Genomic DNA, 24,831 nt, shown 5'->3' on the forward strand with positions numbered 1-24,831 from the left:
CCAGTGTTCGCATTACACGCACGCTTTCTCCTCGACACCATTGAACGGCGGGTACTCGCGTAACTGCGCCGGCGACAGTGGCCGACTGAAGTGGTAGCCCTGGGCGATATCACAACCGGCAAGCTTCAGGCACACCACCTGTTCGCGGGTTTCCACGCCTTCGGCAACCACTTCCAGGCCCAGGCGCTTGGCCAGGATGATGGTGGAGGACACGATCGGGCTGTCATCAGGGCTGTTGGACAGCGGGGCGATCAGCGAGCGGTCGATCTTCAGCTTGCTCAATGGCAGCGAATGCAGATGGGCGAAGCCGGCGTAGCCACGGCCGAAATCATCCAGGCTGATGCCCAGGCCGGCGCCGCGCAGGGTATGCAGGTGCTCCACGGCCGTACTTTCGGGGTCGAGGATGGTGGTTTCGGTAATTTCCAGCTCCAGCCGCTGCGGGGCGATGGCATACCTTTGCAGTTCGTTCAGCAGCCGCATGGCGAAGTCCCCTTGGCGCAGTTGCAGGGCGGATACATTCACGGCCAACCGCGTTTCCCGGCCCTGCACGTCCCAGCCGGCCAAGGCTTCACAGGCCAGGCGCAACACCTCCCAGCCCAGATCGACAATGAAGCCGCTGCGCTCTGCCAGGTCGATGAAGCGGTCTGGGTACAGCAGGCCGAACTCGGGGTGGTCCCAGCGCACCAGCGCTTCGTAGCCCAGTACCTGCTGGGTGTCGAGGCGGATCTGCGGCTGGTAGTGCAGCACGAACTGGCGCTCGGCCAAGGCGCTGCCGAACGCCTGTTCAAGGGTAAAGGCCTGGATGTCGGCCAGGTTCAGCGAGGGGTCGAAGAAGCGGTACTGGGCCCGGCCGGCCTGCTTGGCCGAATACATTGCGGCATCGGCACTGCGGATCAGGCTGTCGATGTCCTGGCCGTCGCGCGGGCAGATGCTTACGCCCACACTCGGGCTGGTGTTGACCTCCTGGCCGTCAAGGGCATAAGTGGCCGACAAGCGTTGGACCAGTTCACGGACCCAGGCATTGATCTGGTCTTCGCTGCGCTCGCCCGCCAGCAGCACCACGAATTCGTCGCCGCCAAAGCGCGAAGCCTCGTCACCGAGCTCCAGCAAACGCTGGATGCGGCCGGCCACGGCCTGCAGCAGCAGGTCGCCGATCTTGTGCCCGAGCGAATCGTTGATCGACTTGAAGCGGTCCATGTCGATGAACAGAATCGCCATCAACCGGCGCTTGCCACGCTGGCGGGTCAGCGCCTGGGCGGCCACCTCGACGAACTGGCGGCGGTTGTGCAGCCCGCTGAGGTGATCGGTGGCGGCGGCATGGCTGCTGCGCCGGTGTTCGTCCTCAAGGCGGCCGATAAGCTGCTGATTGACCTGCTGGGCATGTTCCAGGGCGCTGAAGGCCTCTTGCCGCTTGCGCAGCAGACGCAAGGTCCACAGCAGGCTGGCGATGATCATCAGCGTCATGCTCAGGTTCAACCAGAATTGCCGGGAATAGGCCAGGGTCGAAGGCGCGAGGATTTCATCCTGGCGCTGGCTGACCACTACGCTGAACCCGCGCTCTGGCACATGTCGGTACAGGCTCTGGTACGCGTCGCCGGCCGCGTATTGGGTCAGCATGCCCGCGTCGCTGCCGGTATCCGGCAGTTCAGGCTGCAACCCGTCGCCGGCCACCACCACGCCGCTGGTATCTATGCGCAGCCGCTCCAGCCCGTCATCCTGCAGCAGGCGCACCAGCCCGCTGCTGCCCAGGTCGATATGCTGGAACAGTACCGCGAGGTAGCCGATGTCCAGTTGCACCACCAGGATGTTTTCGATTTCGCGGCCTGGCAGGTCGGTCAACGGCAGCAGAAACGGCAGGCGCCAGTTGGGGAGGGTGGCCTGCTGGTCCGGCGCCTGCACGCTGGGCAGAAAGGGCTTGAAACCATAGCGGGCAACGTGCCGTTGCAGCTGGCGTAACCAGTCCTCGGGCAGTGCGGAAGCTTCGTCGGTATGGCTGGCTGACAACAGCCGGCCTTGCCGGTCGTACAGGCTCATGCGCTTGAACACCGGGTCCTCGGCCAGTATCCGCGCCAGGCTGATGTTGCCCTGGCGTAGCACCTTCATGTCGTCCTGGGTGACCCGGCCAACGGCCTGGGCGCGGTCGACCAGCTGGCGCAGGCTTTCACCGACGATGCTGGCCAGGTTCAGGTGCTCGGCGGCCTTGGCCGACAACGCGTCCTGGCGGGCGGCGGCTTTCTGCGTGATGTGCAGCCCCCAGAGAAAGGCCAGGGTGGCCGCACAGAGCATCAGGATCAGCAGCCGCAGGGGGCTGGCGGATGAAAGCGAACGGCGTATCACTGCTGACAGTTCCCGACCCTGGGTGATGCTCAAAAAATACGACAAGGAGATGACAGGCTGATGACTAATGGCTAATAGCCTTTAAGGGTTTTCCCTATTCGCGACGGGTGTTTGCAGGCGCGCGGTTTCTTCCTCGATATAACTCATCAATGCGCTGACTTCGGCATCGCCCAGGCGCATGTTGGGCATGGCCAGGCGGTTGTATTGCTCATACAGCAGCATGGCCAGCGGGTCTTTCTCGGCCAGCATCTGGTCGGGCTCCTTCAGCCAGCGGGTCAGCCAGTTGGCGTCACGCTGGCGGGTTACGCCCAGCAGGTCGGGGCCGATACCTGGCTGGCCTGGCTCGATGTTGCCCAAGGTGTGGCAGGAAGAACAACGCGTACGGAAAATCTGCTCGCCACTGCTGGGCGAACGTATCTCGGGGGCCTGGGCATAATCATTGTTCATGGCGCTGGCCTGCTTCCAGTTGTGCAAGCTGTTGCCCAGCCGGTCAGCGAGGATGTACGGGCTTTCGAAGGGCGAGGCCTTCATCCAGCGACCGGTGGCCTGGTTGCCGATGATAAGGCTCAGGTTGTGGTCTTTGGAGCGGCCGTTTTCCAGGCCGTCTATCCACAAACCCAGGCTACGGCGCAATTGCTCGATGTCGTCGGGCTCGCCGGTGAGCAGCGTCCAGCCAGGGCCGATGCCGAACTTTTCGGCGTAGCGTTTCAGGGTGGCGGGGGTGTCGTTGTAGGGGTCGATGCTGATGGAGTAGAGGAATATGTCCTTGCCAACCCGGTCACCCAGAATCTTTTGCACCTGGCGCAACCGCGCGGTTTCCACCGGGCATGAGTCAGTGCAGCCGGTGAAGATGAAGTTGATGGCGACCACCTTGTCCTTGATCAGGTCGTCGAAGAAATGCAGCTTCTCGCCGTCCTGGGTGAGCAGGGGGATGTTGGGAAAGTAGTCAGCGCCCCATGGGCTTGCGGTTTTTTCGGCCACAGGTTGTTGCGGCTGCAGTGGCCAGAACGGGATGCTGGCGGCAAATACCGCGAGTACCAGCAGGAAACGCCATGAGCCAGGCATGATAGGGTCCTCGATGGTGTGCAGCCCTTCGCGGGCACGCCCGCTCCCACAGAAACTTCACAGAGCCGCAGCTGCGTGATTTCTGTGGGAGCGGTGCACTCACTGATATTTCACTGGCGCAGTCACCGTCTGGCCCAACGCCGACTTCACCGTGACCGTCGCTGGCGTGGCCGGACCGAAGCCGGTGGTGGTGACCGATACCCGCCAACGGGCGCCCGTGGTTGCAGCTGTCAGCGTGGCGTTCCCCAGGCTTACCGGGCCGCCGGTGGTTGCCGCTGTCACGCTGATGCTGTTGCCCGTGGCCACCGTGGTGGTCCCTTGCACATCCCAGGTGAAGCGGTTGCCGCTGCGCACCTGCACTGTGGCACTGGTGACCTGGATCTGGTCGACCGCTGCCGCTGCGGTTACGGCGATGCTGACCGTGGCCGGGGTCACCGACTCGGCACCCTTGGCATCACGCGCCGTATAGTTGAAGCTGGCAGTGAACGGCGTGGCGACCGTGGCGGGTGGGGTGTAGGTCACCGTGGTGCCGTCGGTGCTGACGGTACCCTGGCCGGAGTCTGGCTGGCTGAGGCCGGTCACTGTCAGCGGCACGTTGCCGTCCGGGTCGGTGTCGTTGGCCAGCACGTTCAGGGTGATCGGCTTGCCAGCGGTAGTGGCTGCACTGTCATTGGCCGCGACGGGTGGCTTGTTGGCCGGGTCGTCGATGTCGTCATGGCCTTTGGTGCGGAAGGTCGGCAGGCCCACCGAAGCCATGTATTGCACGCCATCCCATCCTGGCAGCGGGGTCGGCATCACCTGGAACTGCCCCGGGTGCTCGATGTCCCAGCGCAGCAGCATCGACGAGTCCTCGTGCTGGGTGTTGTGGCAGTGCTCCATGTAGGTGCCGGCGAACTCGCGGAAGCGGATGGCCATTTCCACCTCTTCCGAAGAGTCGGCATCCGGCCCGATGCGGTACACGTCTTTACGCGCCCATTTTTCCCACTCTGGTGGGGCCTTGCCGTCGCGGCTGAGAATCACGCCCTCCTCGAAGTGCACGTGTACCGGGTGGCTCCAGCCATTGCCGCCGTTGACGATTTTCCACACTTCCAGGGTGCCGTCGCCGCTGAAACCACCGTCGGTGGACTGGTTGGCCAGTTGCGGCGCCGCACTGATGCGTCGTGGGTCCATGCTGTAGCCGAAAGCGCCGTCGGTCTTGATGGTCCACGGCTTGGTGTCGGTGCCGTCGGAGCGGCCAAAGATGAACTCGCGGTGGCGGGCGTTCTTTATCTTGGCCTGGTCGGTGGCCGAGTCGCGGTCAATTGGCAGCGGCAGCATTTTCAGGCCTGCGGCCTTGCCTGGCTTGGCCGGTTCATAGGCCACCGGGTCCATGCTCACGTCCTGGCCGGTGTAGGGCTGCACCAGCAGTTGCAGGAACTTGCCGACTGCGGGGTCGCCGTTGTCCCACTGCGGGCCTTTGCTGGTCTGCTTGATCACCGCCTTGTATTTCCCCGACAGCACGTCGGCCAGCGCAATGGTACCTTCCGGGCCCTTGCCGGTGCGGTGCTCCTCCAGGTTGACGAAGTACAGCTTGTCGCCCGCCTTGATGCCGTTCTTGGCGAAGTTGATGATGATGTCATAGCGCTCGGCGATACCTTGCAGCGGAAGGATGCCGTTGTTGTCTTGCAGGTTGCCGTCGCCGTTGAGGTCCATGGTGCCGTCGAATGGCACGGCGTGTTCCATGATGTTGCCGTCGTTGGCGATCATGTGGAACGGCACCCGCGCATACGACAGGTTGGAACCGGACGGGCCTTTGAACTCACCGCTGGTACCGGCAATTTCCCGCACCACGGCAAACTTGAAGTAGCGCGATACCGAGCCGTTGAGGATACGGAAGCGGTAGCTGCGCGCACGCACCTTGAGCCTGGGCTGGTACTGCCAGTTGACCAGGATCTGGTCACCGAGGAAGCCGTCGGTGTTGAACGGGTTGAACCACAGCTGGCCGTTGGCATCCCACGCCTTGTCGGCGATCACCAGGTTGACGTCGTAGTCGCGGTTACCCCATGGCATGCCCGAGCCGCTGGGGAAACGCAGGTTTACGCCATCCTGCAGGGCCTCGTTACCGCGGTCCAGGGCGCTGTAGTAGTTCATCATCACGGCGTTGCCCTTGTAGACGTTCTGCGCCGTGAAATCCATCATGTGGTCGTGGAACCAGTGGGTGCTCATGGTTTCACGCCAGTCACCGCGAATCTTGATACTGCCGTTCTGGCAGGTTTTAAGGCCCGGCGTGCCGTCGTTGACGAACAGGGTTTCACCCGGTGAGCAGGGGAAGGCGGCACGCGGGTCCTGGGCACGGGTGTTGATGGTGTCGTACCCGGCCAGTTGCACTGGCCAACGGTAGTCGTAGTACTGGCCCGGGAAGAAGTAGGCATTGGCAAAGCCATCGCTCTCGGCCGGGGAGTGGCCATTGTGCTCGTGGGTGGAGATGGTGTGCAGGCCAAAGCCGCCGTTGGCCGAGGGGTCGATCGGCAGGGCGTTGTAATGGCGCATCAGGATCGGCTGGCCGTAGCGCACCATCAACAGTTTAGGCGGGAAGGTGCCGTCGAAAGTCCACAGTGACTTGTGGTTCTGCAAGGGCATGTTCGGGTGGAAGCGCGTATCGATGCCTTTAGTGGTGCCCAGCGTGGTCGGGATGTCGGAGGTCTGGTAGTACAGGCCGCCGGGTGCGAACTCGCCATACGCATAGTTGTGCAGTTGCTTGCGGTCACGCAGGCCGAGGTTGATCCGCGCACCGGCCTGGGCAGTCTTGAACGCCGCCTGCGGGTAGAACTCATTCCAGCGCTGGTGCGACCAGCCTTTTCCTGGTGGCCGGCCTTCAGCAGGCGAACCGACCGGCTGGCGGTTGAGGAACATCTCGATCTGCGCCTTCCATGGGTTGCGGTCCAGCACGTTGGAGTACTGGGTCGGGAAGGGGTACAGGCCGGGTTGCTTGAGGAACGCTTCAAGTGCGGTGCCACTTGGCCCGCTGCGCGCCACTACGTTGGGGTCTTGCGCGGGGGCCGCGCCGAGGGTGGGGACCGGGAAGGTCAGCTCTGGCGCCGGCGTGGTCGGGTCGAGCTTCTCTGGTCCGAACTCTTCGAACAGCAGCAATTGCTGGGTGAAGGGCTGCGCGCCGAACAACGGGCTGGGTTTGCCGTTGGTGGGGTACCTGTCCGAGGTTTGCAAGGCGGGCGGCAGCACGTTGTCGATCCGCACTGTATTGCGGTCGCCGTACGCACCATTGATCAGCTCCAGTGAGCCTTGGTTGGCTTCTGGCAAAGTGTTCAGGTTGAGCAAGGCCGGGGTCGGGTCAGCCGGCTGGTCGGTATAGGCCGATGAGTCGGTCGGCGGCGGCTGGCTGTTGTCGTCCAGGGGGGACGCCATGGCCGTGATCAGTCCGAGGCTGAGCATCAGCGCAGTGACCGAAGACAGCTGGAATGCGTGCCTGGTAGGGTGAATCACGGCAGGTGTTTTCATTGCCTTGTGCCTCGCTCGCGGCTGTATGGCTTATAGCCATCAATGGCGTTTTGCCCGGTAAAAGGCCTTGAGCAACGGCTGTGCCAACAACAGTTTCAGTAATGCTTTGTTAAACAAATCCTTGTGGCGCCTGATGTGCGCTAAATGACGGGGCGTCAAGAATGGGTATAACTCCCCACAAGCGGGGGCCCAATGCCCACTAATTGGGTGGATTGGGGCGTGACAGCCCCGACCTGCTCGGGTATACCTGTTCGCCACCAAGGGGAGCCCGGCAAAGGGCTGAGAAACCGCTGCAAGCAGCAGCGCGGTGACCCTTCGAACCTGATCCGGATCATGCCGGCGAAGGGATGGGGCTTGTAACCTGCCTTTTTGCCGGCCTCACTGCGAGGCCCGTCCATGTCAATTGCCAAGGTCTCGCTGTCACCTTCATCAAGGACAGCAACATGACCGAACGTTTCAGCCAGTCCCTGCGCAGCCAAAGCGAGCCGACCTGGTCGGCGGCCGTTGGCCACCGTTTCGTGACCCAATTGTGCGAAGGCAGCCTGCCGGACCCGATCATGGTCGACTACCTGGTGCAGGACCATCGCTTTCTCGACAGTTTCCTGACCTTGCTGGGTGCGGCCATCGCCACCGCCGATACGTTCGAGGCGCGTCTGCGCTTCGGCCGCTTTGCCGGGATGATTTCCAGCGATGAGAACACCTACTTCCTGCGTGCCTTCGAGGCCCTGGACGTGAGCCCCGCACAACGCAGCGCACCCGCTGATACCGTGCCAACCGCAGGGTTCAAGGCGATCATGCGTGAAGCGGCAGCGACCCGCTCCTATGCAGCGGCGCTGGCAGTGCTCAACGTTGCCGAAGGCCTTTACCTCGACTGGGCGCTCAAGGCACCCAAGCCGATGCCAGACAATTTTGTCCATGCCGAGTGGATCACCCTGCACGACAACCCGGCATTCCAGGCCTTTGTTGCCTTCCTGCAGTCTGAGCTGGACCGTGTCGGCCCGCAGGAAGCGGCACTGGCAAGCGATTTCTACCAGCGCACCGTTGCGCTGGAGCTGGCCTTCTTCGATGCCGTCTACCCGGAGGGCAAATGAGCATGGATATCTTCGAGCGCCTCAAGGCCGCAGCCACCCAACAGTGGCACAGCTATGTAGACCATGACTTTGTGCGGCAGATGGGCGAGGGCACGCTGAGCGAGGAAGCGTTCCGGACCTACCTGGTACAGGATTACCTGTTCCTCATCCAGTTCGCCCGCGCCTGGGCACTGGCGGCCTACAAGAGCCGGCGCCCGGCCGACATCCGCGCGGCGCAGGCCGGGTTGGCGGCGATTCTGGATGAAACCGACCTGCACTTGCGCCTGTGCGCGCGCTGGGGGCTGACCCAGGCGGATATCGAGGCCGCGCCAGAGCACCAGGCCACGGTGGCATACACACGTTACGTGCTGGACTGTGGCGCCGCTGGCGACCTGTTGGAACTGCATGTGGCGCTGGCGCCTTGTGTGATCGGCTATGCGGAAATCGGCCGGACCTTGTCCGAGCGCATTGGCGACTTGAGCAACCACCCGTACCGCGAGTGGATTGGCGAGTATGCCGGTGAAGGCTACCAAGGGGTGGCGGCCGCAGCGCGCAAGCACCTGGATGAGCTGGCAGCGCGGAGCATGACCGAGCAGCGGTTTGCCGAGTTGGTGGGGATCTTTGGCCAGGCTTCCAGCCTGGAGGCGGACTTCTGGCAGATGGGTTTGGACGGGGTGGCGTAGCCCCCGGGGCCGCTTTGCGCCCCATCGCCGGCAAGCCGGGCTCCCACAGAGACCGCGCGATGCTTGAAGGGTTGCACCGTACCTGTGGGAGCCCGGCTTGCCGGCGATGGGCTGCGCAGCAGCCCCAAAGTGCTTGGTCGACTGGGTGAATCCTACCCAGCCCAAGCCTGCTTTGGTGCATGAATGCCTCAAAATAAGTCGTTCAGCACACCTTCATAAAGCCAAAATGCGACTTTAATGTTCACAGTGCACATCACCTTCTGGGCTGCCTGCCCGATTTGATTCCGGGTTTCGGCCCTCGAAAAAGCGGCCCGCATATTGCTCTTCCAGCTCCCAACTACCACCCGGAGCCCCGTGCAATGAGCTCACCCAGCGAATTTCCCCTCAGCGAAGCCCCGCAGTCTGCCCGCAAGGGCCTGCTGCCGATTGCCATGGTCTTGTTCAGCTTTACCTTTTTCACCGGCACGATGTTCGCCGGTGGCAAGCTGGGCATGGCTTTCAATTTTGTCGACATGTTGTGGGTGGCCACCGTCGGCAACAGCCTGCTGGCGATGTATGCCGCAGCGTTGGCATTCATCGCTTCGCGCAGCGGGCTGAATACCGTACTGATGGGGCGTTTCTGTTTCGGTGAGGCAGGTAGCCGGCTCTCGGACTTTCTGCTGGGTTTCGCTGAGCTGGGTTGGTACGCCTGGGGTACGGCCACGGTGGCCATCGTGCTGGTCAAGCTGTTGGGGTTGGCGGAAGGCTTCGGTTTACCGTTGATGGTGCTTTTCGGGCTGGGTTTCAGCATTACTGCCATCATCGGCTTCAAGGGGCTGGATGTGCTGTCGCGCGTGTCGGTGCCATTGATGTTCGTGCTGCTGTTGGTGTCGATGTACATCGCTACCCGCGATGCCGGTGGCTTTGCCGGGCTGGCTGCAGTAGTGCCGCACGAGACCATGACCTTTTCCGCAGCAGTGACCATGGTGTTCGGCACCTTCGCCAGTGGTGCCACCCAAGCCACCAACTGGACACGGCTGTCGCGTAGCGGCCGGGTGGCGGTGATCGCCAGCGTGGTGGCATTCTTGCTTGGCAACGGCCTGATGGTGGTGGCCGGTGCGTGGTGCGCGATGGTTTACCAGCAGGCCGATATTGTCGAAGTGATGATGCTGCAGGGCCTGTCGTTCGCGGCGGTAGTGATGCTGTGCCTGAACCTGTGGACCATTCAGGGGCCGACCATCTACAACGTGTCGGCGGCCGCCTGCCATTTGTTGCGCAGTGAGCGCCGGCGCACGGCAACGCTGGTGGCGGCCGGGGTCGGCATTGTGCTGGCGATTGGTGGTATGTACGAAATGCTGATCCCGTTCCTGGTGCTGCTGGGGTCGATCATTCCCCCGGTGGGCGGGGTGATAATGGCTGATTTCTGGTACCGACACCGCGGCCAATACCCGGCACTGGGCACCGCAAGCCTGCCACGCTACAACCTCACCGGGCTGTTTGCCTATGCCGTGGGCGCAGTACTGGCGTACGCCTCGCCCTGGGTCGCTCCGCTGGTGGGTATAGGCGCCTCGGCCCTGTGCTACATCGTCATGCTCGAACTGGGCGCACGCCGCCGGGCGCCGGGCCAGGCAGGTGTGGAGCCGTGAGCCTGGCGCTGGACGAGATCCTGCATTTGCCTGGCCTGCACGAGATGCGTGTGCTGGCCGGCGCACGTAACCTTCAGCGGCGGGTGCGCTGGCCGTATGTGGCGGAAAACGAAGGCATCGCTGAATGGGTAATGGGCGGTGAACTGGTGTTCGTTACCGGCATCAACCACCCGCGCGGTGAGGCCAACCTGTTGAGCCTGCTGGAAGACGGCGACGCCGTGGGCATCGCCGGCATGGTGATCCTCACCGGCGGCAGCTTTATCCAGAGCGTCCCGGCGTCTGTCATCGCACGAGCCGAGCAACTTGGCCTGCCGCTGATCGAGCAGCCCTACGCGCTGAAGATGGTGGTGGTTACCCACCTGATCGGCACGGCGTTGGTGCAGATGAGCCAGGTACGCCGCTCGCGTCACGATATCCTTGGCCAGCTGCTCACGGGCGACTACCCAAGCCTGGCGATTGCCCGGCAGCGCGCAACGCACCTACAGCTGGCACTGGACGAGCCGCGTCGCTTGCTGGCTTTGCGCCTGGCGGGCGTGGACGGTTTGTTCGAGCGCCACGGGCTGGCCCACGGCGAGCGTACCTGGCAAGCTAGCCGGCAGGCCCTGGAAGACCAGCTCGAAGCCTGGTGCCGCCAACGGCCAGGCAGCGTTACCGCGCAGCTGCCGGGTGATCTGTTCGTGTTGCTGCTGGCCGATACACACGACCTGCCCGAGACGTTGGCTGCGCTTTACCGGCAGCTGCAGGCCACGACGGGTGAACTGAGTTTGCACATGGGTTTGTCGAGCGTCGCCGACGATTGCGCGCACTATCGACAGGCCCTCAACGAGGCGCGTCAGGCCCTGGACGTCGCCCAGCACCTGCGCCCAGCCAACGGCTATTGCAACTTCAGCGAACTGGGCGTGCTGCGCCTGCTGCAAGGCATCGTCGACCGCTCGCTGATCGACGATTTCGTCAGCCGTACGCTTGGCCCGCTGATCGCCCCTGGCCGCAAGCAGGCCAATGCTCTGGTGCACACCCTCGACGCCTTGCTCATGGAAAACGGCAACGGCCTCAAGGCCGCACAGCGGCTAGGGCTGCACCGCAACACCATCAATCAGCGCATCCAGCGCATCGAACACCTGAGCGGGCAGTCCATTGATGACCCGCTTTTTCGCATGAATGCTTCGGTCGCCATGCTGGTATGGCGCATGAGCGAAGCCCACGGCAAGGAGTAACAGCATGAACATCATCAACGCACGGCTGCGCGGCAAGCCTGGCCTGTTCCGCATCGAACTGAACGGCGAGCGCATTGCCGCCATCGTGCCGCAGGCCGAGGTGGTGGCGCCCGTTGCCGCCCATGACCTGGACGCAGGGCAAAACCTGGTGGTGGCGCCCTTCGTCGAACCGCATATCCACCTCGACGCCACACTGACTGCCGGCGAGCCCCGGTGGAACATGAGCGGTACCCTGTTCGAAGGCATCGAATGCTGGGCCGAGCGCAAGGAAATCACCACCCATGAAGACATCAAGACCCGTGCGAAAAAGACCATCGGCATGCTGGTGGACCACGGAATCCAGCATGTGCGCACCCACGTCGATGTGACCGACCCGAAACTCACCGCGCTCAAGGCCATGGTCGAAGTACGTGACGAAGTACGCGAACTGGTCGATTTGCAGATTGTCGCCTTCCCGCAGGAGGGGATCGAGTCTTACGCCAACGGCCGGGCGCTGATGACCGAAGCGGTGGCCATCGGCGCCGATGTGGTCGGCGGCATTCCGCATTTCGAGAATACCCGCGACCAGGGCGTGTCGTCGGTGAAGTTCCTGATGGACCTGGCCGAGCGTACCGGTTGCCTGGTGGACGTGCACTGCGACGAGACCGATGACCCGCAATCACGTTTTCTTGAAGTGTTGGCCGAAGAGGCCCGGGTGCGCGGCATGGGTGCCCGGGTGACGGCCAGCCATACCGTGGCCATGGGCTCGTATGACAATGCCTACTGCTACAAGCTGTTCCGCCTGCTAAAGCTGTCGGGCATCAACTTCGTGTCGTGCCCGACCGAGAGCATTCACCTGCAAGGGCGTTTCGACAACTACCCCAAACGCCGTGGCGTCACCCGTGTTGCCGAGATCGACCGTGCCGGGATGAACGTGTGCTTTGGTCAGGATTCCATCGTCGACCCGTGGTACCCGTTGGGCAATGGCAACATCCTGCGCATTCTTGAAGCCGGCCTGCACATCTGCCACATGCTCGGCTACGAAGACCTGCAGCGTTGCCTTGACCTGATCACCGATAACAGCGCCCGCACCTTGAACCTTGGCGAGCGCTATGGCATCGAGGTGGGGCGGCCGGCGAACCTGTTGCTGTTGTCGGCGCCTGATGATTACGAAATGGTCCGTACCCAGGGGCATGCACTGGTGTCTGTACGCAATGGCAAGGTGCTGATGCAGCGTACGCCGGCGCAGGTGCAGCGTTTGCTCTGACTTCGCTATGGGCTCAGGTGCTCAGTGCTGCCAGGGCGCAGCTCGCAACCTGAGCATCCTGCACAGCCACGCCGGTCAGGTCTGCCAGGGTGATCTGGCCGTCGTGCTCGCGCCCTATGGCGCGGCCAGCCAACAGCGCACCCAACTCGATCAGCTGGTTCGCGTGTAGCTGACCGCTCTCGAGCGCGTGAGCCACTTCGCCGTACTGGCTGCACTGGGCGACCGAGTCGACGATGATGCGGTCTGCCCTGGCCACCAGTGCCGGCTCCAGCTCCTGCTTGCCGGGTGCATCGGCGCCGACGGCAGTGATATGCGTACCCGGTTGGACCCACTCGCTGTGCAGCAGCGCCTGGCGGGAAGGGGTGGTGCAGACAATCAGGTTTGCCGCGCCGGCGACCTCGGCGGCATCCCGTGTGGTGCGGACCTCGAAGCCCAGTTCACGGGCAAATGCTGCATAGGCCGCAAGCCCGTTTTCATGCCGGCCCCAGACAATGGTCTGGCGGCAATCGGTAACGGCGCGCAGCTGTTCAAGCTGCATCTGCGCCTGCATGCCGGTGCCGAGGATGCCAATGGCCTTGACCTCGGCCGGTGCCAGCAGCCGGGCAGCGATACGCCCGGCCAGCGCGGTGCGCATCGCGGTCAGCCAGCCCTGGTCCTGCAGCAGTGCCAGCGGCTGCCCGGTTAGCGCCGAGAGCACCAGCATCAGGCCATCGTTGCTCGGCAGGCCCTTGGAAGGGTTGTCATAAAAACCGGTTGAAAGCTTGACGGTAAAGGTAGGGCTGCCTTCGATGTAGGCCGATTTCACGCAGCAGTCACCGTTCGCCGCTTGAAATGCGAAGGCCTGCACGGGCGGCACCTGGACCTTGCCGTTGGAGTAGGCGATGAAGCCTTCTTCCAGCAGGCTAACCGCCAGCTCGGGATTGAAGCTGGCGGTGATCTGCGCCTTGCTGAAGACTTTCATTGCACGGCCTCGAGGAATTTTTCCAGCACGATGTTACGGCCGCACAGGATCACTGCGACACGTTTGCCCTGATAGCGCTCGGCGAGCTTTTGCATGCCGGCGACCGCAACCGCTGCAGCGCCTTCGATGATCCAGCGTTCAGTGCTGGCGATAACGCGCATGGCGGTGCGAATCTCGTCTTCGCTGACCAGTACGGTATCGGTGAGCAACGCCTGGCACAGCGGCAAGGTGACAGCGCCGGGCTCGACGCCGCCAGCTGTGCCGTCCGACAGCGTTTCGCGGGCGTCCACCTCGACAATCGCTCCGGCCTTGAGGGATTGCTCCAGCGCAGGGTCATTCGCCGGCCAGCAGCCGATTATCTCGGTACCCGGCTTGAGTACGCGCAGGGCGGCACCGATGCCGGCAATCATCCCGCCACCGCCGACGGCGACAAATACCGCGTCCAGGTCGGGTGCCTGCTCGAACAACTCCATGCCGATGGTGCCCTGGCCGGCAATGACTTGCAGGTCGTTGTAGGGGGACACGAACGGTACACCCTGAGCCTTGGCCTGCCTGGCTGCCTCCAGCTCTGCACTTAGCGGGTCCGTGGGCAGGCAAAGCACTTCGGCGCCCAGCGCCCGCATCGCCTCCAGTTTGTATGGCGAGGCGGAAGTGGCGGTGTAGACAGTCACTGGCACGCCAGCCGTTTTGCCGGCCAGTGCAAGTGCCTGCCCGTGGTTGCCGGAAGAGGCAGCGATTACACCGCGCTTGCGTGCTTCGGTCGGCAGCAGGCGGATCTTGTTGCTGGCGCCACGGAACTTGAACGACCCCGTGTGCTGCAGGTGTTCGCATTTCAGCAAGACTTCGCAGCCGCTCAATGCCGACAACCGGGCGCTGTAGGTGAGTGGTGTAATGCAGACGGCTGGGCGCAGTGCGCTGTGTGCTTCCTTGATGGATTCGTAGAGTGCATCAAGGTAAAGGCTGTCGGCAAAGGTCGGTGAGGCTGTAGTGGCTGGCATGCTCTGCTCCGAATGGAATATTTGTCCACAGTAGAATAATTATCCATGCCAGACAAGTGTACGAGCAGGCCCGCTTGGCGACCTCCTGTCGGTCAACTTCGCGCTGCTAGGGCTTCAGTTCTTTCAGGTACTTGTACACGGTGGCGCGGCCCATGCTCAGCACGTTGGCGACATAGTCAGCACCACTTCGCCCTTCGAACGCGCCTTCTGCGTGCAGTGCCTGCACGAGGCTGCGCTTGTCCTTCATCTGCAGTGTCTGCAGCGACAGGTTGCGTGCTTGCAGCCACGCGTGCAGGAAGGTGTTGATACGTTCCTGCCAATCGTTGCGGAACAACGAGTCAGGTTGCGGTACCAGCCGGCCCATCTGGAAGAACGCATCGAGCGCCACACGGGCTTGCTCCAGTACCGACACGTTCAGATTGATGCACATCAGGTGCTCGGCTTCGCCTTCTGCGTTGCGCAGGACGGTACTGATGGAACGGACCTTCTGCCCATTCCAGTTGAGCTTCTCGTACGGGCCCAGGTTGGCGCCGTCAAGGAGGTCGCCCAATTCGTGATCGATCGCCGAATCATCGCCCAGCTTGCGCTGGGAGAAGTTGTTGGCGATGTGCACCACCGTCTGGCTGCGCAGGTCATGGACGATGACTTCGGCGTGCGGGTACAGCAGCAGGGCGATGCTGTCGGCGATTGCCTTGTAGTTTTCCAGGTTCATTTTCTGTCGGTAATCAATGCTGGACGCCCATGGTGGCGGCAAAGCGTAACCGGCACAAGGTCGTGCCCCTGCGCCTCCGTACGGCTGCCAGCGTCGAAAACAACAACATTTTGCTTATCACATGCGATAAGCCGTGATTATTCCATGTCAGGAACTGTTTGCAGGAGCGATTGGATATCGCCATAATTAGTACGTAATTACATGGTACATAACACAGTACAAAATCGTAGGAGCAAGCATGGCCCGGGGCGGTATCAACAAGGTGGTAGTGCAGCAGGCGCGTCAGGCGCTGATTGCCCGGGGCGAGAACCCCAGCATCGATGCCATACGTATCGAGCTGGGTAATACCGGCTCCAAGACCACCATTCACCGTTACCTGAAGGAGTTGAACGGCCAGCAGCCCGTGGCTTCCGAAGGCGGCGCCGCGCTGAGCGATGTGCTGAGCCGCCTGGTCGGGCAACTGGCAACCCAGTTGCAGGACGAGGCCGACCTGACGATTGAGCAGGCCGAAAGCACCTTCACTCAACAGCGGGAAACGCTTGAAGCGCAGCTGGAGATTGCCCAGCAGGCGCTGGCGGCAGCGCATCAGCAACACAAGATCGATGCAGCGGCATTGGCCGCCGAAACGGAAAAGCTGCTGTCCACACAAAGCACCCTGCAGGCCGAACAGCTGCGCAGTGCCAGCCTCAACCAGTCACTGGGCGAGATGCAGGTGCGTCTGGCCGACAAGGACGAACAGGTCAAATCGCTGGAAGACAAGCATCGCCATGCCCGCGATGCTCTGGAGCACTACCGCAATGCCAGCCGTGAGCAGCGCGAGCAGGAGCAGCGCCGCCACGAAGCGCAGTTGCAGCAGATGCAGGTGGAAGTGCGCCAGTTGCAGCAGGGCATGATCGTCAAGCAGGATGAACTGACCCGCCTGCACCGCGACAACGAGCGCTTGCTGGGCGAACACCGCCAGGCGGCCAGCGAGTGCCGGGCGCAGGACGAGTTGCTGGAGCAACGCGATGCGCAGATCCAGGGCTTGCGCACGATCCTGGCCCAAGCTCAGGGCGCCAGCGAAGAAATGCGCCGGCAGCTGGATGTGCAGGCGCAAAGCCTGGAGGCCAGACGAGACCTGTGCGCCGAACAAGCGCGGCAATTGCAGCGCTTTGAGGATCAGTTGAAGGAACGGGACCAGGCGCTGGCGCAATGTCGCGCACAGCTGGCACCCGTTGGAGATTAATCAAACTTTCCGTGGCTGGCGTGTTCTTCCTTTGACACTCACGGGAGAAAACACCATGCATGATTCTGAACCGGTACGCAAAGAGGGGCCTCACTCGACGGAGCAGTCGGATAAACCGGACGACCTTGGTTTCGACCCTGATTCCCCGGATGTTGACGACCCACAGGTGGACCCGCAAGGGCCGGCCAAGGCGCCCGGAGACATTGAGAAGGGCAAGTGAGTGCGGCTATGCCCAGCGCTCCAACAGCGCCCTGCTAGCTCATTGAGCTAGCAGGTTTGCCGTAATAGCGGCCTTATAGCCCGACGGGCGAGTATTCAGGCTTCGGCTTTTCGCGCCGCTTCGACCCCCGACGCCGACAGCTTGATCGGGTAGTGCACGCTGATCTGGTGATCACTACCCACTACCACACTGCCGTCGTGGATCAGGCCTGCTTCCTGCAGTGTCTTCAGCATGCCGGCCACCGCTTTCTCTCCGCGGTAGTTGTCCAGCACTTCCTTGCCCAGGCCTTCAGGGTGCGAATGCAGCAGGCGAGTAAGGACTTCGGTTTTCAATGCATCGTTACTCATGTCGAACCTCACTTGGCGTGCTTGGCCTGAAGCGCCTTGGCATGCTCCAGGTGCTGCTCGAGTTTGGGCAGGGTTTCACTGGCGAAGGCTTTCAGCTCGGCCTTGTCGGACGATGCCGCTTCTTTCTTGAACAGTTCCACCGCTTTTTCGTGCGCATCGACCTGGTTGTTGAGGTACGACTTGTCAAAGGATTCATCCCGCCATTCCAGGATCATTTTCTTGACCTTGTCGGTCATGGCTGCGTCATCCGGAACGGAAATGTCCAGCTTGCGGGCGATGTCGCCGAGTTTCTGGTTAGCCTGGGTGTGATCAGTGACCATTTGCTGGGCGAATGCCTTGATATCGGCATTCTGGCTTTTTTCCTTGACCAGATTGCCGGTGACCACTTCGGCAATGCCGGCTTCGGTAGCCGCATCGACGAAGTCATCGGAACTCGCCGCCAGTGCATGCACCGATGCCAGGCCCAACACCATGGAGAAACCTACGCGCTTGATGAAGAGATTGCTCATGCTTCACTCCTTAAACCGTGGCGCGACCTCAGTGTCGCGTACGGTTGAGGGTGAGGGAGCGGTAAAGGTTTAATCTTTTTTGCCGCCGTTTTCGATGCGGGCGTTTGTCCCGGTGGGATGGCTGTGGCAATGGGCTGCGAAGCAGCCCCAACGCCTAACGCGCAACGCAGAGGCGCATTGCACAACGCCCTTCAAGGCCGTGAGCGCGCTCGCTGGCAAGAATGCCCTGAAGCCGTTCGCCTGACAGCCCCTCATCGATCACCTCAAACCCGAGCCGTGCATAAAACGGCGCATTCCAGGGCACATCGACAAAGGTGGTCAACGTCAGCTCGCGCACACCGGCGCAGCGGGCAGCATTAACCACCTGCTGCAGCAATCCGCGCCCGACACCCCGCCCTTGGGCCTCCTGGCACACCGATATCTCATGCAGGTGCAGTGCCTGGCCCACAAGCCGGGCACACGCAAATCCCACAATACGCCCGGCAGGATCCTCAGCCACCCAGCTACCACCAGCCTCGACGAAAGCCCTGTGTGCAGCGCAATCCATCACATCACCCTGCGCCAGCCAGGCCAGTACCGGCCAGCCGACAAATGCCTGGGCTGCGGAACGCTCGATGTCCGGCAGGAATTGAACATCGTGTTCAAGGGTAGGGCGGATAAGCATGAATCACTCCTGTCGTTCTAGTCCGCCGCCAACACCTGCGGCTGTAATTGCCAGCGCACCGAGCTTACGCCTTTTTCCAGGCTGACGCGGCTGACCAGCCGCTCCAGTTGCGCCGGCGCCTGCGCAGTGCCCAGCAGTTCGGCGCGCACTTCAAGGCGCGCAGGGGTGTCCAGGTCTTCGCTCTGCAGTGACTGCAAGCGCAGCTGCGGATCGCCCAGGCTATGCAGCATCAGGCTGCGCACCTGGATTTCGTCCTCGGCGCGGCAGACGATGCGCACTTCGAAGTGCTGTTCCACTTCGCTGGCCGGCACCACGTCCTGTCGGTCCAGGCGCTGGGCGATGTCACGTAACAGGATATTGGCGCATAGCACCACCAGGCTACCCAATGCTGCCTCCAGCAACAGCCCCAAGCTGCACAGCACGCCGACCGCAGCTGTGCACCACAAGGTGGCCGCGGTGTTCAGGCCGCGCACGTTGAAACCATCGCGCATGATCACACCGCCACCGAGAAAGCCGATGCCCGACACGACATAGGCGGCGACGCGCGACGCATCGGCAGGTGCCATGCCTGGCACCGCCTGGGTCATCAGCACGAACAGACAGGCACCGGTACTTACCAGCGCATTGGTGCGCAGCCCGGTCAGGCGTTGGCGCAATTGCCGTTCGGCGCCGATCAGTGCTCCGAGTAGCAGGGCAATGCTCACGCGCAGCAGAAATACTTTCCAATCCATAGCAAACCTCTTCCGCAGGCACACGCCCGCATGAACGCCATCAGTTGGCGTGGTTGAAAAACCAGAAAAATGCGCAGGACCACGAGGAGGGGAGAAGAAGCGGGGGTTACAGGAAACCACCGTCTTGCCAGAGCGGCCAGACAGTGCAGGACACTGCCGGGCTAGCGCGCCACGCGGGCCTGTCGCAAGCGACTGGGGCTACTGTCCAAGGCAGGTCTCCTGTTGAGGAAGGCAAAATTGCGTCGCGGACCATACGCCGCGTGGCAGAGCAGGTCAAGGGTGAAAACATGACGATGGCTTCATCCGTGGGTGGCCTGCAACCGGTCACGCCCGCATGGAAAAAAACCTGGGCAGCCGGTAACCTTGCGCCTCCCTTTGCCATCCACCGGACCGTTCCATGCTGTTCAATCTCGCCGTATTGTTCGGCACCCTGGTGGCCATGGAGGGCGTTGGCACGCTGGCTCACAAGTACATCATGCATGGCTGGGGCTGGTGGCTGCACCGCTCGCACCATGAGCCACACCTGGGCATGCTCGAAACCAACGACCTGTACCTGGTGGCGCTGGGGCTGATCGCCACAGCGCTGGTCGCCTTGGGCAAGAGCGGTTATGCCCCTTTGCAGTGGATTGGTGGCGGGGTGGCGGGGTACGGCATGTTGTATGTCGTGGCCCACGACGGGTTCTTTCACCGGCATTGGCCGCGCGCGCCGCGGCCGGTCAACCGTTACCTCAAGCGGCTGCACCGTGCGCACCAGTTGCACCACGCGGTGAAGGGGCGCACGGGGAGTGTGTCGTTCGGGTTTTTCTATGCGCCGCCGTTGAAGGTGTTGAAGCAGCAGCTTCGGCGCGAGCGCGGCCGGCAATAACGACCCGGGCGGTTGGCTCGCTCCTACAAAGGCCAGTGCAGGTCTGCACCATCAATTTGCGGTTTCACCCTCGGGCTGCGCGGCCACATGCCCGCGGCTCACCCACCAGCCAAACCCTGCCGCCGTGAAGAACATGATCAGGCTGTAAAGTGCCGCCGGTACCGCCATGGTCGGGTTGTTCAGCAATGACGGGCTCAGTGCCAAGGCAATCGCCAGCGTGCCGTTGTGAATACCAATCTCCATGCCGATGGCAATTGCCTGACGTTTGGGGATGTTCAACAGGCGCGGCACCCAGTAGCCCACGGCCAGGCTCAGCAGGTTGAACAACAGCGCAGCAAGGCCCACCACCGGTGCGTACTCGACCACGGTCTGCCAATCCTTGGCCAGCGCCAGGACAATGGTAAAGGCCAGGAACAGTGCCGCCACCAGTTTCATAGGCTTCTGCATGCGTGTGGCAAAAGCAGGGGCGTAACGGCGAATCAGCATACCCAGGGCGACCGGCAGCAGGACAATCGCAAATACCTGCAAGACCTTGGCAAACTGCAGTGGAATGGCCTGGTCCGAGGCCATGAACCAGCTCAGCGACAAGTTCACCAGCAACGGCATGGTCAAAATCGCGATCAGCGAGTTGACGGCCGTGAGCGTGATGTTCAACGCCACATCGCCATGGGCCAGATGGCTGAACAGGTTGGCCGTGGTGCCACCCGGCGAAGCGGCCAGGAGCATCAGCCCCACCGCCAGGGCCGACTCCAGGCCAAAGCCGTTGGCAATCAGGAAGCACACCAGCGGCAGCAGCAGAATCTGGCAGGCCAGGCCCACCACCACTGGCTTGGGGTACTTCACCACACGAGCGAAGTCGGCCAGGGTCAGCGACAGCCCAAGGCCGAGCATGATGATGCCCAAGGCAAGCGGCAGAAAGGCGGTGAGCAAGGGCGAGGCGGTCATGGGCAGTCTCTCGGGCGAAGGATCTCGAGCAGTGTAGGTCGAGCCTGATTGATAGCTAATCGCAAAGGGCCAGCTATTGGTAACCGTTTGTTACCAACTGCGGCAGTTGGCGAGGCTGCATGCCGCATTGCAGCAGGCTTGCAGGCGCAGTAGCATTCCGCTTTTATCCGAGGATTAGCCTGTCATGCCGTTCCAGAAAGGGCTGCTTGCCACCCCGGTGCCGGCCCATGCCCGTCACCTGTTTTTCACCCTGCAATCGCCCGAGGCGCTGCCCGCCGCTCTGGATGCCTTGCTGCCACAGGTCGATGGCGACCAGCTGATCCTGGGTGTCGGTGCACCGCTGGCCAAGGCCCTGGGCCGAGCCGTGCCTGGCCTGCGAGCTTTCCCCCTGCTGGACGCCGCCGTGGAGAACCCCAGCACCCAGCACGCGCTGTGGCTGTGGCTGCGCGGTAACGAGCGCGGCGATCTGCTACTGCGCGCCCAGGCCCTGGAGCACGCGCTGGCACCAGCCCTGCGCCTGACGGACAGCGTTGACGGCTTCCTGCACCGTGGCGGCCATGACCTGACCGGCTATGAAGACGGCACCGAAAACCCGGTGGACGAAGACGCTGTGCAGGCGGCCATTGCTGCCGACGGCTCCAGCTTTGCGGCGTTTCAGCTGTGGAAGCACGACCTGGAGTACTTCAAGTCGCTGCCCCAGGCTGACCAGGACAACATCATCGGCCGCCGCCTGAGCGACAACGAAGAGCTGGACGATGCGCCCGAGTCTGCGCACGTCAAACGCACCGCTCAGGAAAGCTTTGAGCCCGAAGCATTCATGGTCCGTCGCTCGGTGGCCTGGGCAGACCAGCGTGGCGCCGGCCTTGCCTTCGTTGCCCTGGGCCACAGCTTCGATGCATTTGAAGTACAGCTGCGGCGCATGAGCGGCCTGGAGGATGGCATCATCGACGGCCTGTACCGCTTCAGTCGGCCACTGACCGGTGGCTATTACTGGTGCCCGCCGATGGGCGAGACGGGTGTTGACCTGAGCCTGCTGCTGGCCTGATCACTAAACATCCAGATACAGAAACACCTGCCGGCACGGGATAGTGCGGCTAGCATTGAAAGTTTCCGATTCATGACGGGAGCTTTTCCATGTACGCACGTCGTGATGTCCTACGCGCGGGTGCCACGCTGGGGGTGCTGGCCGCCGTCAGCCCCTGGCTGCACGCCGCCACCCCGGCGGGTTTGCTGACCCGCAAAGTACCGTCCACCGGTGAGGCGTTACCCGTGATCGGTGCCGGCACTTCCGGCAGTTTTGAGGTACAAGCCGACTCGGCCCAATATCAGCAGCTCAAAGCGGTGCTCAAGGCATTTTTCGAAGGGGGCGGCCGGGTGATCGACACCTCGCCCAACTACGGCGGTGCCGACAGCATCCTGGGGCAGTTGCTGGAAGAGGGCGGCTGGCACAGGCAGTGCTTCATTGCCACCAAAATCGCCGCCGACAGCCGTGCCGACGCCGAAGCGCAATGGGCCGGCAGCCTGAAGAGCCTGCGCACCGACAAGGTCGACTTGCTGCAGATCCATAACTTGCGTGACTGGCAGACCCAACTGCCCTATGCCCGCGAGCTGAAGCGGCAGGGCAAGACCCGCTATGTCGGCATAACCCATTACCTGAACAGCGGGCAAGACGAAGTCGCCCGTATCGTGCGCAGCGAGCCGCTGGACTTCATCCAGATCAACTATTCGGTCAATGCCCCCGACGCTGCCCGCGAACTGCTGCCGCTGTGCCAGGACAAGGGCGTTGCGGTGCTCATAAACCGGGCTTTCGACGATGGCCGCCTGTTCGCCAAGGTCAAGGACCTGGCGTTACCCGGCTGGGCTGCTGAGGCAGGCATTGGCAGCTGGGCGCAGCTGTTTCTCAAGTTCGCCATCAGCCACCCGGCAGTGACCACGGTAATCCCCGCCACCGGCCGGCCCGATCGCCAGCTCGACCAGCTCAAGGCCGGACAAGCACCCATGCTCACCCAGGCGCAGCAACAGGCGCTGATCAAGCAGTTTGCCTGATATCATGCATGGCTGGCGGCGGCGCCTGGACCAAGGGCTGAACATTCAGCCCGGCGAGGGGCCAGCAGTAATCGCCGGCCTGTTGCTGTTCTACCTGCTGTTCACCGGCTACTTCATGCTGCGCCCGGTGCGAGAAACCATGGGCGTCGCCGGTGGAGTAGACAACCTGCAATGGCTATTCACCGGCACCTTCATCGCCACACTGGCCTGCATGCCGCTGTTTGGCTGGCTGGCGGCAAAGGTGCAGCGCAGGTATATCCTGCCTTGGACCTACGGTTTCTTTGCCAGCAACCTGTTGCTGTTCGCGGCGCTGTTTGCCGGCAACCCGGACGATCTCTGGACCGCCAGAGCCTTCTACATCTGGCTATCGGTTTTCAACCTGCTGACCATTTCTCTGGCCTGGAGCGTGCTCGCCGACCTGTTTTCCACTGCGCAGGGCAAGCGCCTGTTCGGCCTGCTGGCCGCCGGGGCCAGCCTGGGCGGGCTCAGTGGCCCAATCGTTGGCACCTTGCTGGTGGCCCCGCTGGGCCATTCCGGGCTGCTGGTGCTGGCAGCAGTGTTTCTGCTGGGCAGTATCGGTGCCGCGCTGTTCCTGCAACGCTGGCGACTGCGCCACCCACTACCAGAACAGGCCGAGCGGGCTGGCTCGCGGCCCTTGGGTGGCAACCCGTTTGCCGGCGCTACCGCCGTGTTGCGCTCCCCGTATCTGCTGGGCATCGCCCTGTTCGTGGTGTTGCTGGCCAGTGTCAGCACCTTCCTGTATTTCGAGCAGGCGCGCATCGTCAGTGAAACCTTCACCGATCGCACCCGGCAAACCCAGGTCTTCGGCCTGATCGATACGGTGGTGCAGGCCTTGGCCATCCTCACTCAGGTATTCCTCACCGGGCGCCTGGCCCGGCGCTTGGGTGTGGGGGTGTTGCTGGTGGCAGTGCCGCTGGTAATGGCTGCGGGTTTCCTGTGGCTGGCACTGGCCCCGGTGTTCGCGGTGTTCGTCGTGGTGATGGTGGTGCGCCGGGCCGGCGAGTACGCGTTGGTGCGGCCAGGGCGGGAGATGCTGTTCACCGTGCTGCCCGCCGAGGACAAGTACAAGGCCAAGAACTTCATCGACACGGTGGTCTACCGAGGCGGCGATGCCCTCAGCGGCTGGGTCAAGCGTGCGCTGGACGTAATGGGTGAGCACCCGCAACTGGCGATGCTGATCGGCGCCGTGATTGCCTTGGGCTGGGCTGCAACCGGTAGCTGGCTGGGCCGCCGCCAGGCCCATCTGGATAACCCGCCGCACGACTGACAGGCGCGCCAAATATGGTGTTGCCGCTTATTTAACGCCACCGGTCCGAACCCTTCGCAATAAAACGAATCCCGCGATATCGCCGAACTCCCAACCTGTGTACGGCAGCTTGCCGTGCATTCCGAAGTCATACGAGGTTTGAACACCATGGCCACTAAAGACAACAGCCGTACCGGCAACCAACAAGGCAGCCAAGGCGGTAACAAGAACCCAGGCAACTTCGCCAACGATCGTGACAAGGCTTCCGAAGCCGGACGCAAGGGCGGCCAGTCCTCTGGCAAGGACATGCCGCACGAGTCGGGCCGCAAGGGCGGCCGCTCGTAATTGACCGACGCGCAGTGCCGGGGCGACCTGGCACTGCAATCAGCCAAAGGGGGAATACCCATGCGACTGACTCCACTGATCATCCTCATGGGCTCGCTGACCTTGGTCGGCGGCTGCTTTGACCGCGACAATGACCACCCGGGCAAGGATGCCGACCCCAGCAAGCCATCACTGCAGATGCAGCAACCCGATACCAAGCCGGCACCGCAGCCTGCGCCCGACCCGGAACCGATGCCGGGGCAGAAACCGAGCCAATAGGCC

General features: G+C 62.7%; 24 protein-coding genes and 1 riboswitch. Of the genes, 13 read left to right on the forward strand and 11 right to left on the reverse strand.

What is annotated here, in order from left to right:
* Window positions 1-12 precede the first annotated feature (12 nt).
* The 3 genes from PP4_RS12950 to PP4_RS12960 all read right to left on the reverse strand — a co-directional run bounded on the left by PP4_RS12950 (window position 13) and on the right by PP4_RS12960 (window position 6,897).
* Window positions 13-2,337, reverse strand: a complete 2,325-nt coding sequence (locus tag PP4_RS12950; protein WP_041167716.1) for a putative bifunctional diguanylate cyclase/phosphodiesterase — start codon at window positions 2,335-2,337, stop codon at window positions 13-15.
* Window positions 2,338-2,418: 81 nt separating this feature from the next.
* Window positions 2,419-3,402 carry an SCO family protein gene (locus PP4_RS12955; protein ID WP_016499633.1) on the reverse strand — a complete coding sequence of 328 codons (984 nt, stop codon included), beginning with the start codon at window positions 3,400-3,402 and terminating at the stop codon, window positions 2,419-2,421.
* 99 nt (window positions 3,403-3,501) lie between these two features.
* Window positions 3,502-6,897, reverse strand: a complete 3,396-nt coding sequence (locus PP4_RS12960) for an Ig-like domain-containing protein (protein WP_016499634.1) — start codon at window positions 6,895-6,897, stop codon at window positions 3,502-3,504.
* Between the two features lie 250 nt (window positions 6,898-7,147).
* A riboswitch (TPP riboswitch) is annotated at window positions 7,148-7,262 on the forward strand.
* Between the two features lie 78 nt (window positions 7,263-7,340).
* On the opposite strand from PP4_RS12960, the gene PP4_RS12965 reads away from it, so the two are divergent.
* From PP4_RS12965 to codA, 5 genes are all read left to right on the forward strand, one after another.
* Window positions 7,341-7,988: a TenA family protein gene (locus tag PP4_RS12965; RefSeq protein ID WP_016499635.1), complete on the forward strand. Its 648-nt coding sequence runs from the start codon at window positions 7,341-7,343 to the stop codon at window positions 7,986-7,988.
* A complete protein-coding gene (tenA, locus tag PP4_RS12970) occupies window positions 7,985-8,650 on the forward strand; it encodes a thiaminase II (RefSeq protein WP_016499636.1) in 666 nt (221 codons plus the stop codon). Before PP4_RS12965 ends, tenA begins: the two co-directional genes overlap by 4 nt.
* Before the next feature lie 359 nt (window positions 8,651-9,009).
* On the forward strand, window positions 9,010-10,275 hold the full coding sequence (gene codB, locus PP4_RS12975) for a cytosine permease (RefSeq protein ID WP_016499637.1): 1,266 nt from the start codon (window positions 9,010-9,012) through the stop codon (window positions 10,273-10,275).
* Window positions 10,272-11,489, forward strand: a complete 1,218-nt coding sequence (locus PP4_RS12980; protein ID WP_016499638.1) for a PucR family transcriptional regulator — start codon at window positions 10,272-10,274, stop codon at window positions 11,487-11,489. The genes codB and PP4_RS12980 overlap by 4 nt, the downstream gene beginning before the upstream one ends.
* Before the next feature lie 4 nt (window positions 11,490-11,493).
* Window positions 11,494-12,735, forward strand: coding sequence for a cytosine deaminase (codA, locus tag PP4_RS12985; protein WP_016499639.1), 1,242 nt, complete (start codon window positions 11,494-11,496; stop codon window positions 12,733-12,735).
* 13 nt (window positions 12,736-12,748) lie between these two features.
* Here codA and PP4_RS12990 read toward each other — a convergent pair whose 3' ends face one another.
* The 3 genes from PP4_RS12990 to PP4_RS13000 all read right to left on the reverse strand — a co-directional run bounded on the left by PP4_RS12990 (window position 12,749) and on the right by PP4_RS13000 (window position 15,406).
* Window positions 12,749-13,696: an ornithine cyclodeaminase family protein gene (locus PP4_RS12990; RefSeq protein WP_016499640.1), complete on the reverse strand. Its 948-nt coding sequence runs from the start codon at window positions 13,694-13,696 to the stop codon at window positions 12,749-12,751.
* Window positions 13,693-14,694: a threonine/serine dehydratase gene (locus PP4_RS12995; RefSeq protein ID WP_016499641.1), complete on the reverse strand. Its 1,002-nt coding sequence runs from the start codon at window positions 14,692-14,694 to the stop codon at window positions 13,693-13,695. Before PP4_RS12995 ends, PP4_RS12990 begins: the two co-directional genes overlap by 4 nt.
* Before the next feature lie 106 nt (window positions 14,695-14,800).
* Window positions 14,801-15,406, reverse strand: a complete 606-nt coding sequence (locus PP4_RS13000; RefSeq protein ID WP_016499642.1) for a helix-turn-helix transcriptional regulator — start codon at window positions 15,404-15,406, stop codon at window positions 14,801-14,803.
* Between the two features lie 238 nt (window positions 15,407-15,644).
* Between PP4_RS13000 and PP4_RS13005 the strand changes: the two genes are divergently transcribed.
* Window positions 15,645-16,631 carry a DNA-binding protein gene (locus tag PP4_RS13005; RefSeq protein WP_016499643.1) on the forward strand — a complete coding sequence of 329 codons (987 nt, stop codon included), beginning with the start codon at window positions 15,645-15,647 and terminating at the stop codon, window positions 16,629-16,631.
* Window positions 16,632-16,686: 55 nt separating this feature from the next.
* Window positions 16,687-16,851 (forward strand): DUF6021 family protein, encoded by a 165-nt coding sequence (locus tag PP4_RS29370; protein WP_016499644.1) that lies wholly within the window; start codon window positions 16,687-16,689, stop codon window positions 16,849-16,851.
* Window positions 16,852-16,946: 95 nt separating this feature from the next.
* On the opposite strand, the gene PP4_RS13010 is transcribed toward PP4_RS29370, so the two are convergent.
* From PP4_RS13010 to PP4_RS13025, 4 genes are all read right to left on the reverse strand, one after another.
* A complete protein-coding gene (locus PP4_RS13010) occupies window positions 16,947-17,198 on the reverse strand; it encodes a hypothetical protein (protein ID WP_016499645.1) in 252 nt (83 codons plus the stop codon).
* 8 nt (window positions 17,199-17,206) lie between these two features.
* Window positions 17,207-17,707, reverse strand: a complete 501-nt coding sequence (locus PP4_RS13015; protein WP_016499646.1) for a DUF4142 domain-containing protein — start codon at window positions 17,705-17,707, stop codon at window positions 17,207-17,209.
* Window positions 17,708-17,861: 154 nt separating this feature from the next.
* On the reverse strand, window positions 17,862-18,371 hold the full coding sequence (locus PP4_RS13020; protein WP_016499647.1) for a GNAT family N-acetyltransferase: 510 nt from the start codon (window positions 18,369-18,371) through the stop codon (window positions 17,862-17,864).
* A 17-nt stretch (window positions 18,372-18,388) separates the two neighbouring features.
* Window positions 18,389-19,102 carry an MgtC/SapB family protein gene (locus tag PP4_RS13025; protein ID WP_016499648.1) on the reverse strand — a complete coding sequence of 238 codons (714 nt, stop codon included), beginning with the start codon at window positions 19,100-19,102 and terminating at the stop codon, window positions 18,389-18,391.
* A 397-nt stretch (window positions 19,103-19,499) separates the two neighbouring features.
* Here PP4_RS13025 and PP4_RS13030 point away from each other — a divergent pair, with 397 nt between their 5' ends.
* Window positions 19,500-19,967 carry a sterol desaturase family protein gene (locus PP4_RS13030; RefSeq protein ID WP_016499649.1) on the forward strand — a complete coding sequence of 156 codons (468 nt, stop codon included), beginning with the start codon at window positions 19,500-19,502 and terminating at the stop codon, window positions 19,965-19,967.
* Window positions 19,968-20,018: 51 nt separating this feature from the next.
* On the opposite strand, the gene PP4_RS13035 is transcribed toward PP4_RS13030, so the two are convergent.
* Window positions 20,019-20,912 (reverse strand): bile acid:sodium symporter family protein, encoded by an 894-nt coding sequence (locus PP4_RS13035; protein WP_016499650.1) that lies wholly within the window; start codon window positions 20,910-20,912, stop codon window positions 20,019-20,021.
* A gap of 184 nt (window positions 20,913-21,096) precedes the next feature.
* Between PP4_RS13035 and PP4_RS13040 the strand changes: the two genes are divergently transcribed.
* The 5 genes from PP4_RS13040 (at window position 21,097) to PP4_RS13060 (ending at window position 24,828) form a co-directional block, all read left to right on the forward strand.
* Entirely contained in the window at window positions 21,097-21,957 is an 861-nt protein-coding gene (locus tag PP4_RS13040) for a Dyp-type peroxidase (RefSeq protein WP_016499651.1), read from the forward strand.
* A gap of 89 nt (window positions 21,958-22,046) precedes the next feature.
* Window positions 22,047-22,958 carry an aldo/keto reductase gene (locus tag PP4_RS13045; RefSeq protein WP_016499652.1) on the forward strand — a complete coding sequence of 304 codons (912 nt, stop codon included), beginning with the start codon at window positions 22,047-22,049 and terminating at the stop codon, window positions 22,956-22,958.
* A 4-nt stretch (window positions 22,959-22,962) separates the two neighbouring features.
* Window positions 22,963-24,246, forward strand: coding sequence for an NTP/NDP exchange transporter (locus PP4_RS13050; protein WP_016499653.1), 1,284 nt, complete (start codon window positions 22,963-22,965; stop codon window positions 24,244-24,246).
* 147 nt (window positions 24,247-24,393) lie between these two features.
* Complete coding sequence (locus PP4_RS13055) at window positions 24,394-24,570, forward strand: con-10 family general stress protein (RefSeq protein ID WP_016499654.1); 177 nt, start codon at window positions 24,394-24,396, stop codon at window positions 24,568-24,570.
* 60 nt (window positions 24,571-24,630) lie between these two features.
* Window positions 24,631-24,828: a hypothetical protein gene (locus PP4_RS13060; RefSeq protein ID WP_016499655.1), complete on the forward strand. Its 198-nt coding sequence runs from the start codon at window positions 24,631-24,633 to the stop codon at window positions 24,826-24,828.
* Window positions 24,829-24,831: the final 3 nt, after the last annotated feature.

The sequence above is a fragment of the Pseudomonas putida NBRC 14164 genome (genome assembly GCF_000412675.1).
Lineage (GTDB): Bacteria > Pseudomonadota > Gammaproteobacteria > Pseudomonadales > Pseudomonadaceae > Aquipseudomonas > Aquipseudomonas putida.